General features: G+C 54.7%; 12 protein-coding genes and 2 pseudogenes. 12 read left to right on the top strand and 2 right to left on the bottom strand.

From position 1 onward, the window contains the following. Positions 1 to 238 precede the first annotated feature (238 nt). Positions 239 to 817, top strand: a complete 579-nt coding sequence (locus ACUIAG_RS00105) for a hypothetical protein (protein ID WP_445339761.1) — start codon at positions 239 to 241, stop codon at positions 815 to 817. Between the two features lie 789 nt (positions 818 to 1606). Here the strand turns inward: ACUIAG_RS00105 and ACUIAG_RS00100 are convergent. Beyond that, positions 1607 to 1843 carry a hypothetical protein gene (locus ACUIAG_RS00100; protein WP_445339760.1) on the bottom strand — a complete coding sequence of 79 codons (237 nt, stop codon included), beginning with the start codon at positions 1841 to 1843 and terminating at the stop codon, positions 1607 to 1609. A 1263-nt stretch (positions 1844 to 3106) separates the two neighbouring features. Here ACUIAG_RS00100 and ACUIAG_RS00095 point away from each other — a divergent pair. After that, the gene (locus ACUIAG_RS00095) at positions 3107 to 3484 is read left to right on the top strand and encodes a hypothetical protein (RefSeq protein WP_445339759.1); all 378 of its coding nucleotides are present in this window, start codon (positions 3107 to 3109) and stop codon (positions 3482 to 3484) included. 17 nt (positions 3485 to 3501) lie between these two features. Continuing rightward, positions 3502 to 3711, top strand: coding sequence for a hypothetical protein (locus ACUIAG_RS00090; RefSeq protein WP_445339758.1), 210 nt, complete (start codon positions 3502 to 3504; stop codon positions 3709 to 3711). Positions 3712 to 5639: 1928 nt separating this feature from the next. On the opposite strand, the gene ACUIAG_RS00085 is transcribed toward ACUIAG_RS00090, so the two are convergent. Beyond that, entirely contained in the window at positions 5640 to 6269 is a 630-nt protein-coding gene (locus ACUIAG_RS00085) for an NAD(P)-dependent oxidoreductase (protein ID WP_445339757.1), read from the bottom strand. 161 nt (positions 6270 to 6430) lie between these two features. Between ACUIAG_RS00085 and ACUIAG_RS00080 the strand changes: the two genes are divergently transcribed. From ACUIAG_RS00080 to ACUIAG_RS00040, 9 genes and pseudogenes are all read left to right on the top strand, one after another. Continuing rightward, a complete protein-coding gene (locus ACUIAG_RS00080) occupies positions 6431 to 6772 on the top strand; it encodes a winged helix-turn-helix transcriptional regulator (protein WP_445339756.1) in 342 nt (113 codons plus the stop codon). Positions 6773 to 7278: 506 nt separating this feature from the next. Further along, on the top strand, positions 7279 to 11094 hold the full coding sequence (locus tag ACUIAG_RS00075; protein WP_445339755.1) for an RCC1 domain-containing protein: 3816 nt from the start codon (positions 7279 to 7281) through the stop codon (positions 11092 to 11094). Positions 11095 to 11578: 484 nt separating this feature from the next. Next, positions 11579 to 12550, top strand: a complete 972-nt coding sequence (locus ACUIAG_RS00070) for an ABC transporter ATP-binding protein (protein WP_445339754.1) — start codon at positions 11579 to 11581, stop codon at positions 12548 to 12550. Positions 12551 to 12555: 5 nt separating this feature from the next. After that, positions 12556 to 13323, top strand: a complete 768-nt coding sequence (locus ACUIAG_RS00065; RefSeq protein ID WP_445339753.1) for an ABC transporter permease — start codon at positions 12556 to 12558, stop codon at positions 13321 to 13323. Positions 13324 to 13330: 7 nt separating this feature from the next. Continuing rightward, the gene (locus ACUIAG_RS00060) at positions 13331 to 13996 is read left to right on the top strand and encodes a TetR/AcrR family transcriptional regulator (protein ID WP_445339752.1); all 666 of its coding nucleotides are present in this window, start codon (positions 13331 to 13333) and stop codon (positions 13994 to 13996) included. Between the two features lie 658 nt (positions 13997 to 14654). Then, positions 14655 to 14882: pseudogene (locus ACUIAG_RS00055) on the top strand (InlB B-repeat-containing protein); the annotation flags it as partial. A gap of 35 nt (positions 14883 to 14917) precedes the next feature. After that, complete coding sequence (locus ACUIAG_RS00050; protein ID WP_445339751.1) at positions 14918 to 15076, top strand: RCC1-like domain-containing protein; 159 nt, start codon at positions 14918 to 14920, stop codon at positions 15074 to 15076. A 728-nt stretch (positions 15077 to 15804) separates the two neighbouring features. Beyond that, positions 15805 to 15906 (top strand): annotated as a pseudogene (locus ACUIAG_RS00045) (hypothetical protein); the annotation flags it as partial. 6 nt (positions 15907 to 15912) lie between these two features. Next, positions 15913 to 16227, top strand: coding sequence for a hypothetical protein (locus tag ACUIAG_RS00040; protein WP_445339750.1), 315 nt, complete (start codon positions 15913 to 15915; stop codon positions 16225 to 16227). Positions 16228 to 16258 lie beyond the last annotated feature (31 nt).

Genomic DNA, 16258 nt, shown 5'->3' with positions numbered 1-16258 from the left:
CATGATTAAAGCGAGTAGGAACCGCATGCATGGCGCTAATCCGATTAATTAGGAGAATGACGGCTAATCACGTAAATATAGCCAGAATTCGACCACGAAAGATACAAACTGGCAAATATTTGTATTTCTTAAATAAAGAGCTCAACTCGCTTTATCTAATTACCGCTCATCTGAGTTATGAAACTTAAATCCAACTAACAGTGTTGTGAACCCTCCTCTACCTGCCTAAGGAGAACTGATGAAGAAGACAAAGGCTTTTGAGCAGACGGACTTTAATTCGACAGTGGCGCATCAGCGGGATTCCCAAGGACACTTGGTACGGCTCACGGCATCGCCAGCCCGGTTCCATAGCGAAGCAAGAACGGCTGGCGCCATCAGGAAAAAACAAATAATCGCCCTTGTAGCAGTTTTGATGAGTGTGGCCCTGTTCTCAGGCTGCCAAGGATCGAATCGTTCAGAGCCGTCCGTGGAACAGGTCTCCAATTACCTTTCATCTTTGACAAAGTACGACGTTTCTGGTGACGGCAACGTCACAACCATCTCCGCGAACAAGTCGGGAACCCTGTATGTACTTGCGCGACGGGCCGATCTTAAGCAGACAGAAGCCGGGCAATGCAAGGTGAACGGACAAGCCATGCAGCGCTCCTCTTCAAACTTGAATTATCCAGCAGGCGACGGGCAGAATTTCTTCCCCTTCGCAAAGATCGACATTAAACAGGGGGATCCGCACAAACTCTCATGCGACCAGCCGAATGGTGTCAAATTGATTGCATTGCTCGATCCACATGTTCGGAGTTTGCCGAAGCAGACCGCATAATACCGGGTACAGCCTCTTGCACTGATTCGGCACGTCGTCCTATTGATGCGATGGAGAAAGTGCGACGCAAAGCCCTGCGTGTATTCACCACATTCGCAACGGCCGTATCAGCACTCGCTCCAGCAGTAGCGGCCCGCATTCAGTGCGGATCATCCCCGGTGACAAGCTGCTACCTAAACCATATCAGTCAAGCGGTGTAGCCCTAAAGCGATGCATGCAACCTAAGAATAATTTCTCACCTTTGTGCGTAGCTTAAAAGCGTATTCAAAATGCCATTGACATCCTTAACCACACCTACACGTTCAGACCCAAGCCGGACCATATCGCATTCTTCAGCGGGTGCAACAGAATACTGTAAAAGAGACAGCCTTATGATCTCCCACGAGCAATACCAGCAGAACAGGACCCCCCCCCCAGACAATCAGCACCTATGGCAAATGCTCAATTCTCAGTCAATCAGCCAACGCCACAGGAGCCATCCGGATTACAACCATGATGTGTTGTATCCAACGGGGGCAATACGGCATGCCCGCTGGCTCCATTACCATTACCTCTTTGCGAGGATGATGGGGCTTGCCGGCGCCCTGCCGTTGCGCTTGCTGCTGCGCGGCTTGGGCTGCGACCTGCTGGTCGGCCTGGCCCTTGGCCTGCACGGAGGCGTTCACCTGGTCGATGGCCGCCTGCAAAGATCCAGCAGCATCCTGGTATGCCTTCGCCTTATCGCCTTTGACTTGGTCGGCCTTATCAATAGCTATCTACAGGGCGTCGCGGGTCGCGTTGTCTACCGAATCACCCAGCAACGTCCTTTTTCGCGTTCAGGACTGTCTTCGCGTCTTCAAGGGCCCTTGCATCCCGGGAGGCAAACACATCCTTGGCCGACTCAAATCCGGGCGCGCATTCACTGTCAATCCTCTTGGCCTTGCTGACTGCAGTGTTCAGCTCGCCTGTGGACATGGACGCATTGCACTGGATCGAAGAAGGCTTGAGTCCGCCAGCAGCCTTCACCCTGCGGCTCATATCCGCCACGGTCTCCGCGTCCTTGACCTGATCAACCTTTACACCGGAAGCCTCACGATACCAGGCTATCTGCGCCGAGCCGGTTTTTGCCCTACAGTGACTTGGCAGCCTGGTTGCAGGATTTTAGCGCCGAATCATGTCGACGAGACCCCACTAGGTGCCAGCACACAAGACCAGACACAACTAACACCACTGCAACTACTGCGATAATCACAGGAACCAGCCACTTCGGATGTCGCCTGCCTAACGTGGTATCCCCATCCTCCGGCACGAACACCGGCGGAGCCTTATCGACCACATCCTCTTCACCTGCTTCCCTAACTTCTGATTCCTGGTCCTTATCGCCCATAACCCTTTCTCCGATTCTCTTCACCGAGTATCACACACAACGTACCAGGCTGAAAGATAACTACAAATTCATATCACTGACGCAAAATCAAAAGAGGCCTCGAGCTGCCACTAATAAAACTATGTATGCAACTATTGCGAGCCTATCCCCAGACAAGGTCTAAGCCTCTCATCAGCATCGTAGATCCCAATATTCGGCGATGACGAACTTCTTGCAACTATGCCAAAATGCAATTGTCTAAATTCCAAATTAATGGTCGAGTCCATTCGCAGTTCATACCTAGAACTGCAGATGGCGGTACTGCGGGATGCCATAGCCGACAATTGACCTTGTTTTTCCTTTGTGGACATGAAAGCGTCGAAAAGCGTCGACCGACAATATGCTCCAAACCTCTATAGGCAACAATTCATTCCATCACTCTGCCGGTCAAGTCAAGCTATGTCAACAAAGACAGAAAGTGTGAACGACAAAACATAACTTGTATGAGAGGGTTAACTGTTCCCTTTTCGCATTCCCCGCTTCAATTGCTCTTACTGATGTATGAGAAATGACCGTAAACGTGTTCTGGGTTTGGTACATTCATGTACTTTCTGGCAGCATTTCCATTCTCATTTAATCATTCACCTATCGAATTACATTAAATTTTGTATCGTAAGAGGATTCATAATCGGCTTCCTGATACAGTACTGAATGTCCGTGCATCGATGATTCTGCACAGTCGCAAACGGAAGGTGTCTGCGGCCTTAATGGGACCATGACAGAGAAAATCTCCCTGCATGACCGCGAAGAATGTGCAGCAGAGGCAGTCTCTGAAGGGTGGCAGAGTCACATCTTCACAAGTATGAGAGGCAGCAATGCGCGCCTGCCCAATCAACCATCGATCCCGAGACGTGACAGAGGTTGAGGGAAAGAGGGAGTGTCTCATGGCGGTTCAGGATAATGATAGGGCCGAGGGCCTGGAGAGTGTGTCCGATCCGATCGAGGATGAGGCTTCGGCTCCGCTGGCGGTCATGTCGGAGGATGGGGACACCACGTTAGGCAGGCGACATCCGAAGTGGCTGGTTCCTGTGATTATCGCAGTAGTTGCAGTGGTGTTAGTTGTGTCTGGTCTTGTGTGCTGGCGCCTAGTTGAATCCCATCGGCATGATTCGGCGCTCGATTCCTGCAATCGGGCGGTGAAGACCCTGCATGAGAAAACCGGCTCAGACCAGTTGGCTAGCTACCGTGATGCCGCCGACGTGAATGCGGGCCAGGTCAAGGATACGAGCACCGTGCTGGCCATGGACTCAAGCAGCCAATAGTCCAGTGCAAGGCTTCCATGTCCACCGGGGATCTGAAAGCCGAGGCCGACCAGGCCCGAAAAATTGACAGCAAATATGCGGCCGTAGCCAAGGCGGCTAAGACAGTTATTGCGTCCCGGGATGCAAAGACCCTTGAGGATGCCAAGGCGGCCCTGGACGGGAAGAAGGACGAAGCGTCAAAGCTGCTGGCCGACTCGGACAGAAAGGTGGCCGGCAACACGACCTGAGACAGCCTGCAGCAGGCCATCGACCAGGCCGGCCAGGTCAAGGGGAATGAAGCCAAGGCCTACCAAGATGCGGCTGGATCCTTGCAGGCAGCCCAAAGTTCAGAATCTCCGCAACGAAAGTCAGAAACCTCCAACAATAGACGAAATGGCAACTCGCAATCCCCTCGGACTTCCAACCGCCCGTCCGGCAACCGCGGCAGGTTTCAGCCTGTGCAGGCTCCGGCCCAGTCGTCGCCACACCAGGGGGAAGCACCAACCTCCAGGATTATCCCAATCTGTGGGAGCAGCTGAACAAGCGGGGACGGCGGGCCGGCCATCGACAACAAGGGCAACTGCTTCGCCAATTGTTATGGATGGACAGGCTCTAATTCGGCTTATACGGAATCTGTGCAGAGCCCGGTGATAACGAAGCCGCTGTTTTCAGGCCCCTCAGCCTGGCCTGAATATAGCCCTTTGTAAAAGACTCCGGTCTTGATTACGAGGCCGGAGTCAAAAAATCCGAAGACTGCTAGAAATCGGATAGCATCTTACTCGGTCTAGACAGATGACCAAATCAATTACTTTCGTACATATCAGCGACAAGTATCCAAATAACTCTCTGAGGCCCATCAACACCGCCTCAGCAGACCAATCTTCAGTACTTTTATTTTTAAAATCACCTATTATTCCCCATCCGTTTATCTCGTTCGCCCATCACCTCTATACTCACGACGGTGTATATCCTTGGCTGACTTCAGTCAGAATCGTATGACCTGACTACTCTGCCGAAAATCCCCATACTTGTTTGATACTCCAGCAGAGCATCCTGACTCTGATACATTAATTAGGTAAGTCAAGGTGAAACAGGATTTGCGAGGCATTCGTCCTCGTAGCTGCACCTACAGGAGCAATCTGGACTACGCCCTGTGCTGCAAGACCTTAATAATGACTGACCCAGTTAGATCGATAGCCGTTCTCAGGCATATGGCTTCAGTGTCATAGCCTTTCTGTAGTGAATCGGGGCTTCATTGCTCCCTGGTTAAATTCCACATGAAAACTAAGTTTGTTATTTTTTTCATCATATCGTCCTATATTTTCTTCTAATCCCCCACTCAATAGCAGAAACCCAAACCCGCTGCGTGCTTGATACACTTTAAAAAGAATAAGATACGCATGTTGTTATCCCCCAGTCATCACCCCACAACTTCCTGATCTTCTATAGTCGTCGTCGGCTGCGTGTTCATCGCTGTTGTCGCCTACGATCATCAAAGGAGCCGTTATATCATAACCCTCTTCGCATCTTGTTTCAGTAAGACCATCGTCGTGAATCAGGACTTTAACATTCATTCGGTCATACTTAGAGCCATTAAAGCGGTAACGGTATGAAAGAAACGTTCATGTTGCTTTTAATCCTGGCTGACAGGAAAAGAGTTGTATTTTCAGGCCTCCTGACTATCCCCAAAATGACACCAATCTGACATGCAGGCTTCCATAATCGGTCTTTCATTGTTTCTCCGAAAACCCGGATCCTCCATTAACCAGCTCAGGGGGGGGGGGCTGTCTGTGATGTGTTATTCCAAGGCTGATTCCAAATCTGTCATCTGTTGAATACCGACAACACAAAATGCCGTCCTTAGTGTTTGGTCTAAGATACTAGGTAATTTTCAATGATTATAAAATCAGGGAAAGCAACAACAACGAAGCAGAATCCAATCACTAATTCACATGAGACGATTCCATTAGGTTCAGCCAAATAAACCGCATCTAGACTGTCGGTAGGCTAAAAAGCAATCCAACAATCAGAAGATGCGGTTCCCTCAACTATAAAAATCAGAAATAGCCGTGTATAGGCATCTGCTTCGACTCCCCATAATAGAAATGTCGCAGTTCAAAAAGAAGCAGGTTGCTCAAATTGTATTCTCAATTTAAATGGCTCGAACTTCAGCCAACTACTCGGCATAAACGGAAATGCGTTCACCGACATGTTTGCCCGACTCGGCCTCATCCACGACAGCAATTGCATAATCGGCATAGCTGATGAAACTCTCCCCTTCAGCATTCGCAGTCAATTCTTCACCTGCCAACCCGTATGAACCCGTGCGTTTTCCATCGGCTTGGAAATCAGCGGCAGGGCTGATGTAGGTCCACTTGACATCGGAACGGTTGCGTAGGCCTTCAAGCGCCTTGCTATGGGCGGCCGAGACCGGCTTGTAGTCATCCGAAAAATCAGGAGTATCTTTAAGCGCCAAGGTGTGCTCCTTATTAACAAACAAGCTACCGGCACCCCCTACCACAATCAATCTGGTATCGGTTCCTGACAGTATGTCAGCAAGATGCTTGGCTGCATCCGGAATGACATGCAGAGTCTGCGATGTCCATGTGCCGACGGCATCCACAATTACATCGAAGCCAGCCAGATCCGCCGTGGTCAAATCGAATAGATCTTTAACGATGGCGTTTGGAGCTGCCGACTTGTTTTCGCCTCGCACCACAGCGGTTACCTCGTCTCCGCGCGACAAGGCTTCCTTGACAACAAGTTGGCCTTCTTTACCGTTTGCCGCGACTACTGCAATCTTCATAATGGTTCCCTCCATATTCGTTACGGACTAATTCTGTTTTCTGCTGTCATGATGTATCTTATGGACATACAGAATAAAAAAGAAGTAGGCATAAATATGTTCTATAGTTACTTTTTGGGAACTTTTGCTGATTTCCCTGCATTCTTCTGATTGGAGTTTAGATGAAGCGCGAGTTACCGACGTGTCCCGTAGAAACTACTTTGCTGATGATCTCAGATAAGTGGAAGGCACTGATCCTGCGCGATTTGCTGAACGGAACCATGCGATTTGGCGAACTGCGCCGTTCCGTTGGCAATGTCTCGCAGAAGGTGCTTACCTCTAACCTGCGCCAAATGGAGCGTGATGGCCTAGTGCACCGCAAAGTGTATGCGGAGGTACCTCCTCGAGTGGAATATTCCTTGACAGAAACGGGCAAGAGCCTGAAACCAGTCATCAATGCTCTGCGCGCTTGGGGCATTAGTTATCAAGCGAGTCATGGCAATCAAAAGCATCCTGCATCTTGAGTTGCAATAGTTCAAACCAGCAATTGAAAGAAGCAGAGCGTTGACTGCGCCTCCTCGTTAGCCGCCGCCACCGGAGCTCACTATCTACAACATCAGCTGGGCCGCCATGCTCCAGCCCAATTAGCCTTATACCTACGGGGATAACCGGCCATATACGGGCAGCATCGGAATCCCTCTTCAGCTCTCCCCATGGCTTCTCTTCGTGACTGCTGCAAGAGCCCGCCTACATCAAGTAAGCGGCCGGATCAATAGGATGGTCCCATAATCACTTACAACTTGAAGTCGCGCATTCATCTACACGGATAGAAGCAAAAGCCAGTCATACACCGTAGGTTGGTGGCATTTTTTCATGTTTTATTTTCACTTTGCTTTCACATATTATGGTAAACTTATATAAGTAGCAAAAGTTCTTTCGGCATGCGACTCGCCGGACGATGGGGATTCGTGATAACGTGGCTGCGCTTCCTGGGGAAGGGGTTTCATTTATGCCTCGTCAGCATTCGAATATGCGTATATCGAATCGACCGGCCTTGCTGGTCAGCCTTATGCTGGCCATCATCCTGCCCGCAAGCCTCCTGGTCTGCACCTATGCCACGGCAGACAACGCTGCAACCGAGTACAGCGTGGGGGAGGGTGATCATGAAGCCAAGCAAGAGTCCAGCAATGCTCCCGACTCCGCCATCCAGCCAACCGGAACGGCAAACACTCCTACAGCAACAACTCCTATTTCTCCTGCTTCGCCATCTCCCCTGGCTACATCCTCCCCTCTGAATCCGACACAGCCGACCCCCTCCATCTCCCTTACGCCGGACAGAACCAGCACCTCCGACGACAAAGACAACGCCGGGTTGCAGGCGCGCGCCTCCACATCGCACACCGTCACCTTCAGCAATCCCCAAGGCAGCGACACGACACAAACAGTCACTGACGGCGAGCGTGCGAAGCGGCCGGCAGATCCAACCAAAAACGGCTACCTGTTCGACGGCTGGTTCATCGGCTCAACGCCCGTCGCCTACGATTTCAACCAGCCCGTCACCAACGATCTGAAGCTCACCGCCCACTGGACCAAGGCAGATGCCTGGAGCATGAGCCCTGTGCAGGGGCCGGTCGCCGGCGGCACGAAAGTCACCCTGATCCCGCCCGGATCACGAGGAATACGCTTCAGCCAGATCAGCGCTGGGAGGGGGCACGTTCTTGCAGTCGCCTCGGACGGCAACCTCTACGCCTGGGGAAGCAATGAGCAGGGCCAGCTCGGCGACGGGACCATCACTGAACGTCACGAGCCGGTCCGGGTGAAGAAACCCCAGGGCGTATCCCAGGATTTCACCTGGGTCCAAGCCTCAGCCGGACACAAGTTCTCCTTGGGCCTGGGGTCGGACGGCAAGATCTACAGCTGGGGTGACAACAGCTACGGCCAGCTCGGCATCGGCAACAAAGATAATGACAGCCATTCCTCCCCCGAACCTGTTAATATGCCGCAAAATGCTCCAGCTGGCTTCACATGGAAGCAGGAAGCAGCAGCCAGCCTGCATGCTCTTGGCATAGGATCTGACGGCAATCTCTACAGCTGGGGCAACAACGATCATGGCCAACTGGGAGACGGCACCATGACCGAAAAGTATACCCCCGTCAAAGTGACATTGCCAAAAGGAGTGCCTTCCGGATTCACTTGGAAGCAAATGAACGGATGGGGCTGGCACTCCCTAGCGCTGGGGTCGGATAACTTGCTCTACAGCTGGGGCACAAATGGCCGTGGTGAAGTGGGTACAGGATCAACGTCTGAAGAGATACTCACCGCTGTTCGAGTTGCCACACCGCAAGGGGTTCCCTCCAATTTCACCTGGAAACAATTCCAAATGGGCGACTACTCTTCTCTGGCCGTCGGATCTGATGGCAACGCATATGGATGGGGAGCTGGTACTAAAGGGTCTCTTGGCGATGGACTTGTTCAAGATTCACATGGTCCAACTCGTACAGCCAAGCCCTACGGGGTATCTCCTCAATTCTCTTGGAAACAGGTAAGCAACCAATCCGATGCATCACTAGGTATAGGAACTGATGGAAACGTATACTCTTGGGGGGACAACACAAATGGCCAGCTTGGTGACAACACCACTACCCTGCGCAGTACTCCTGTCCGGGTTGCTGCGCCGACGGATGCGCCTTCCGGACTGACCTGGGTTCAGGTAAGCGCTGGTTGGAACAACAACTCCTTCGGCCTGGCCTCAGACGGAAACCTGTACTCCTGGGGCAGCAACGTCAACGGCCAGCTGGGCGACAACACCACCAACGATCGGCATATCCCCGGGCGAGTGAACCTGCCAGGCACTACCACAGTCACCGCCGTCAGCTTCGGTGGAACGGCAGGCACGGACATAACCAAGAACGCGGACGGCACATGGAGCGTCACCACGCCTGCGCATGCGCGAGGAAAAGTGGACACAGCCGTCTCATGGGCTTTGAACGGCCAGCAGCCGGACACCCACCTGGCCTACAGGTACCTAGACTCCTACACCGTCACTTTCACCAGCACGGACTCTTCCTGCCCGACACCCTCCGGCATGCCCCAAAGCCAGACGGTCACCGAAGGCAAACAGGCCAAACGCCCCTACCCCGATCCGAAAGCAAACGGCTGCCTATTCGACGGATGGTTCATCAAAGACGCCAGCAACGACTCCAAGATCGCCTACGACTTCAGCCAGACCGTCACCGGCAACATCACCCTGGCCGCCCACTGGACCAAGATGGACACGCACTGGGCCCTGAACCCTGAAAAAGGCAATGTGCTCGGCGGACAACATGTGACCATCACCCCACCCACAATCAACCGAGGCATCCGCTTCAACCAAATCAGCGCCGGAGGCTACCAGACCGCGAGCGCCAACAGTTTCTCCATAGGAGTCGCCAGCGACGGAAACGCCTATGCATGGGGAAGCAACAAATACGGGCAGCTGGCTCAGAAACCGGCCGATGCCAGCATGCAGAAGACCCCTGTCAGAGTCCCCTTGCCCGACGGCGCGGATTCCAGCTTTACCTACACGCAGGTTGTAGCTGGCGACTCGCACGTTTTGGCCATCGGATCAAATGGCATCCTCTACAGCTGGGGCCGCAACGACCACGGGCAGCTGGGTGACGGTACCACCACGGACCGGTACCAGCCTCAGCCCGTCAAGGACACCAGCGGCCAGCCATTCAAAGCCGTACAAGTCAGCGCGGGCGTCGCCGACTCGGCCGCCATCGACTCTGAAAACCGCGTATACACCTGGGGCAGCGAAAGCACTGGCAAGGGGCAGACGCCTGCATACAGCACAACTAGGAAGAACCCGACACCAGCCGCTGACCCGGACAATCCGCGACAGGCCTTGCGCGCGGTCCAGGTCAGCCTCAACTGGAGCTTCGTCATGGCCCTGGACGCCGATGGCAACGTGTACACCTGGGGATACAACACTAATGGCCAGCTCGGCAACAACACCAGTGACAGCACCACTTACGCGGCCAATCCGGCCCGACTGCCCAACCAGTCCTTCCAGGCCATTCAAATCAGTGCAGGAAGCTGGAACGCCCTGGCCATCGATACGGACGGAAACACCTGGACCTGGGGATACAACGGGTACGGCCAGCTGGGCGATGGTAGCACCAGTGATAAATACAAGCCTCAAACCGTGCAAAACCCTACTAATACCAGCCAAAGCCTTAAAGCCGCCCAGATCAGTGCGGGCGTGAATCACTCCCTTGCGGTCGGCCAGGACGGCAGCCTCTGGGCATGGGGATGGAACAGCAACGGGCAGCTGGGCATTGGCAGCACCGTCAATCAGAACAAACCTGCGCTCATCAATGACCCTGCCAATAAGGCCCAAGCATTCAAGGCCGTTCGAAGCAGCGCGGGACAACTCCATTCACTGGCCGTCAGGCGGGATGGCAACCTCTGGGCCTGGGGTGACAACCAGTACGGGCAGCTAGGCAACAATCAAACGGCAGCCAAAAGCACGGCCCCCATGGCGGTTGCTTTCGATCCGGCGCCTCCGGTTCTCACCGGCGTCAAGTTCGGCGGCATCCCCGGGACCAGCCTGTACAGGAACGACGACGGCACCTGGAGCATAACCAACCCACCCCACGACGCAGGACACGTCGATGTGGCCATCGACTGGGCCATCGACCAAGCCGCGCAGACGACCGCTCACCTGGGCTACACCTACGAAGGCATCCTGCCCATGGCCGGCAACACCGGCCTCTTGGTCCTGCTCGCCGCAGGACTGCTCGCCGCTGCAGGCGCCACGGCAGCCACATCCCACCGGCGAGAAACAAACAGACGACGCCACTGAGCTCTTTGCCCGAGTAAGCGGGGTGGCTCTGCAAAATCCCAAGACTGCAGAGCCACCCATTTCCTGAGCCTGCTACTTTGCCTTCCAGCAGGACCTTCCTCACAAGCAGGGCCAACAGTCTTCTGCCATAATCCAACTACTGTATACACCAGCTATTGCCGTCACCTCGCCTGCAGAATCGCCAAGCCAGAGTTACGGCCAACCAGAGGTATAGAAGTGGCACAGCCGCATAGACAGCATCCTGTCCCACTCATACTTGAACGATCCCCTTGGGTCTTCTTCGTTGAAGAGTAATTATTGGATTCCCAACACTGCTAAGGAAAGCATAGTACTTCCAAGACGATGCGAGGCGTATATCCCGGTCTCGCCGCGTCAGAATATCCGAGAGCTGACGCATCCCACAAGAGTCATGGTGAGACTAAGTTGTCAACAATGTTATTATAGTTTACATTGTTAACTACCAACAATCGTCAGGAGGTATACCTTGCAACCTGCAAAAAACGAGTCAGGGGAATACGCCCTGTCCTGTCGCCAGGTACGCAAATCATTCGGGAGCAGGCAGGTGCTCAAGGGTGTGGATCTTGAAGTCAGACGCGGCAGCATCCTGGGCCTGCTGGGCAGGAACGGGGCAGGCAAGTCAACCCTGATCTCGGCCTTGACCGGGCTAAGCGAGCCGGACTCAGGCAACATAATAGTCGAGGGGCGCAACCCCTATCGAACCCCTTCACGCATCTTCGGTCGGGTCATCGGACTTGCTCCGCAAGACCTTGGCATCTATCCCCACCTCAGCGTCCGGGACAATCTGCGCGGCATGGCCGGTCTGCAGGGATTGAGCACCAAGCAGGGTGGCAAAAGGGCCGACGAACTGATAGAGCTCATGGGACTGTCATCCCAGTCAGGAACAGCAGCCGGGAATCTATCAGGAGGGCAGAAACGACGCCTTCACACCGCCATGGCCATGGTCCACAATCCCCCGGTGCTCTTCCTGGACGAGCCGACGGTCGGGGCGGATGTGGAGGCCCGCGCCAGAATACTGGACATGGTCAAGACAATGAGCCGGCGAGGCACCACCATCATCTACACCACCCACTACTTGAAGGAGTTGGAGGAGATGGGCGCGAACCTGGCCTTCCTAATCGACGGGCGGATCAAGGTCCAGGGTTCCCTGCAGGAAGTGCTCCACAAATACGCCCGGGCATCCCTGCGTATCAGCTTCGTCGGTCAGGCCCCAGGCCAGATCCCCGGATGGCGGATGGCAGACGGCTTCCTGGAGCCCGATCACCCGGTGTCCAGCCCGGAGCAGGAGTTAGCCCGCCTCTTGCAGGAGCCGGTCATGAAGAGTGCTCGTCTGGCATCGATCACCATCGTCCAACCCGACATTGAGTCGGCCTACATGACTGTCATGGGTGTCTCCTCTAGCGCTCCTGCCGGGTCACGAGCATGGGAGGACAGGTGAGTGCCATGCATTTCAATGGATATTTAGCCGCATTCCGCCTGAATATCAAAATCGAGTTGCGGAGCATCTGGCTGCAGGCGGTCATCGTCGCCATTCCCCTGATCATCATCCCCTTCATGTTGCCCTCCTACCGGGACTCGCTGCGGGCCCAGGGGCATCTGGGCGCGAACGGATCCGAGCAGGCGCTTCCGGGGTTCGCCATCCTTTTCTCTATGTTCTCACTGCAGCTGGTTCTCCAACTCTTCTTCCAGGAGCACGAATGGCACACCTGGGATAGGATGCGGGTGTCGGCGGTATCCCTCTTCGACCTGGTCATGGCCAAGCTGAGCGTGTCCTTCATTGTGCAAGTGGTCCAGGTCTCTCTGGTCATGCTGATTGGGTCAGCACTATACCACTATCGGCCCAATGGATCAGTCCTGGCTCTGGCCGCGGTCTGCCTGGCCATTTCAATTGTGCTGACCCTCTTCGGCCTGCTGCTCTACATCTTCTCGTCCTCGCAGAACATGGCCATGTCCTTCAACAACATTCTTGGCATGCTCTTGGCTGGCATGGGCGGTGCGCTCAGCCCTGTCTCCGGATTCCCGGACTGGGCGCAGAAACTGGCCAAGGGAAGTCCCGTCTACTGGGCCATGGATGCCGTGGGAAAAATCAATTTCGAACATGCCGGAATGGCGGACGTCTGGCCAGATCTGCGCATCCTGCTGGCCTTCCTGCTCGCCCTGGCTCTCCTGGCAACGGTACTATTCAAGAAAGGAGTACAGCGGAAGGAGTAAGGAAGGCATGGCTGACCCACCCAAGGCACCCATCAAGACGACGCTGAACCGCGACTACATTCTGCGCTCCGCCCTCTATTTCGTCGACGAGTACGGACTGGAGGCCCTGAACATCCGCGCCCTAGGCAAGCAGATGGGGGTGTCAGGGCCGGCCATCTATCGCCATGTGCCCAGCAAGGCCGCCCTGCTCGATGGGATCGTCGAACTCATCTGGCAGTCCGCCACCGACCTCGAATCGATACCCCAGGGCATGGGATGGCGGCAAGCGCTTGAAGAGGTCATGCTCCAGGTTCATCGGACGCTGCTTTCGCACACTCGGGCGCTCCCGCTCATGGCCACGCATCCCATCAATACGGACCAGTCCTTCCACATGGTCAGCACCTGGTTGAAGCAGCTGACCGCCCACGGGCTCAAGGTCGATTCAGACACCATCCACCTGCTCAACAGTCTGGCAGGACTGACCCTGGGCAGCGCCATCGCCCAGGCCTCTCCCCCGGTCGGTGGTGCCGGCGGCCAGACAAATACCAATCTTGCCAAAAGACTTGCCGAGGATACCCAGGGATTCGATGACCTGAAGACGCTCTTCGATTCGGCAGACGACGGAATCATTGCCCTTATGGAAACCAGCTACCGCAAGGGCCTGCACGCACTGATCGCCGGTTGGTCTGCCTGATTAGTGGCCAATGGATCGTTCCCGGCCACGCACCTATAAATTTTGATGTCCTACTCCGAATAATCTTCCCGACATTCCATCCAAGAGGACCTTATCCGCACGTAGCATTCGATAAGATATAAGGCTTTCTGTTCGCACCCTCATACAGAGGGATGAGCATATGTGCAACTTCAGGGTATCCTTCAGGGGTATCTCTATCGGTAGGGGCCGGTGGGTCAGCCTTTGGGGAAGGGGATCAGGCTTAACATGCATCAGCATCAGCACACGTCTATCAGATCAGCTATAGCCGTCAATATTCTGCTCGCTAATATCCTGCCCTTAGACCTCCCAGCCGGCACAAGCGCCGATGTAAGCACTACCGCCAGCAGGAGGCACCGGGGGGGGGGGGGTCGACAAACCCCTCGCGTAGTTAAGCAAAATTCCGGCATTCCTCCAGCAAGGCGACGCCTCCAACCACACCCCTTTCTACACCATCACTCCTAGCTACGTCCTCTCCGCTGAACACAACGCAGCTGCCGTCACTCACCATCCCAGAGACCAATAAAAGAATCACTGCCGATGAACATGTAAACGGCCGATCACAACCACGCGCATCCGCCCAACATACCTTCACCTTTAACGACCCTGAACAGCAAACCAGCACAGAACAAAAAACACGGATGGAAACCGTGTAAACCGACCTGCCAATCCTTCAAGAATCGGCTATATATTCGTCGGATGGCCCATAGGCGCCGCACCCGTGGCCTATGCTTTCAGTCAGCCGGTCACCAGTGACATCACCCTGACAGCCCACTGGACAAAGGCTCCAGTGCCTGGAGAATTGATTCCGTCCATACACCAGCGAGCGGCAACACCAAGGTCTCTCTTATCCCCCTGTTATATCTAATATTCGGTTCAGTCGATTCAGCGCTGGAGGTAATTTTGCCGTGCTTGGAATCAGACGGCAACCTGTATACCTGGGGTTTCAACTATTACGGTGAACTAGGACACGGTGCCGTCAACAACGAAGAGCACGAAGCGGTGTCGGCACTAGGCACACCCAATCTCACTGGCATTAAGATTCGACGAAACAACCATTAAAGATCTGTCGAAGAACACGAATGACGACACCTGGAGCGCCACTGCCTCACTACATGCAAAGGGAAGGCGGACGTGACTGTTCCATGGGCCATAAATGGGGCGTCGCAGCCGGATGTGCATTTGACCTATCGATACGATGGACCAAAATACACCGTCTCCTTCAGAAACAAAGACAATTCCTGCCCGGCATCTTCCGAGATGCCCCAAACCAGTCCGTTACTGAGGGCGAGCAGGCCATGCGTCCGTACCCCGATCCGAAGGCGGACAGCTGCCTGTTTGATAGGGTTGGTTCATCAAGGATGCCGATGCCGATTCCAAGGTCGCCTATGACTTCAGCCAGCCTGTCACCGGAGATGTCTTACTAGTCGCGTATTGGAGTCAAACCAATAGCGTCGGACGGTCGATCAACCCGGTCAATGGCATCTCGATGGGCGGCCAGCAGGTAACCATCACGCCGCCCAAAACCACCCGGAGCATCCGCTTTAACCAGGTCAGCGCCGGCGGCTCCCAAAACTGGGAGATGCGCGGTTTCTCAGAGGGCGTAGCCATCGACGGGAAAGCCTACGCCCGAGGCAACAACAGATACGGGCAGCCGGGAATCGGCGACAACAAGCAGCCGGACAAACCAACCGAGATTTTCAAGCCGGAGGGCGTGAATGAGGACTTCACCTACACACAGATTCCGGCTGGGGGGGGGGGGGGGATAGAGAGAGGAGGGAGCGCACACCCTGGCCATCGGTCAGGATGGCAAGAGCTACAGCTGGGGACTCAACATCAGTGGGCAACTCGGCATCGGCAGCAGCAGCATTGGGCAGCGGACAATTACGCCGACACTAGTGCCGTTATATCCGCCGCCGCTGATTACCGGTGTCAGATTCGATCAAATAGCCACAAACAGTCTGCAGCAGAAGGCGGACGGGTCAGTCACTCTGGCCACCCCAGCCCACAACCCGGGGCTGTCTAACGTAATCGTGGATTGGTCCCTGGGCGGCGCCAGCCAGACCCCAACCCACCTCAGCTATACCTTCAAAGGCATCCTGCCCCTTGCCGGCAGCACCGGGATACTCCTCCTGCTCACCTCAGGACTGCTCGCGGTTGCCGGCGCCCTGGCTGCCGGATGCCACAGGCACGAATTCACTTCGCTCGAGTAAGCGGCTGGACCCACCCCAAGAACGGTTCGGC

This window comes from Bifidobacterium sp. ESL0825 (assembly GCF_052606465.1).
The sequence above is the reverse complement of the archived record's forward strand: the minus strand, read 5'-3'. Positions and strand labels throughout refer to the sequence as shown.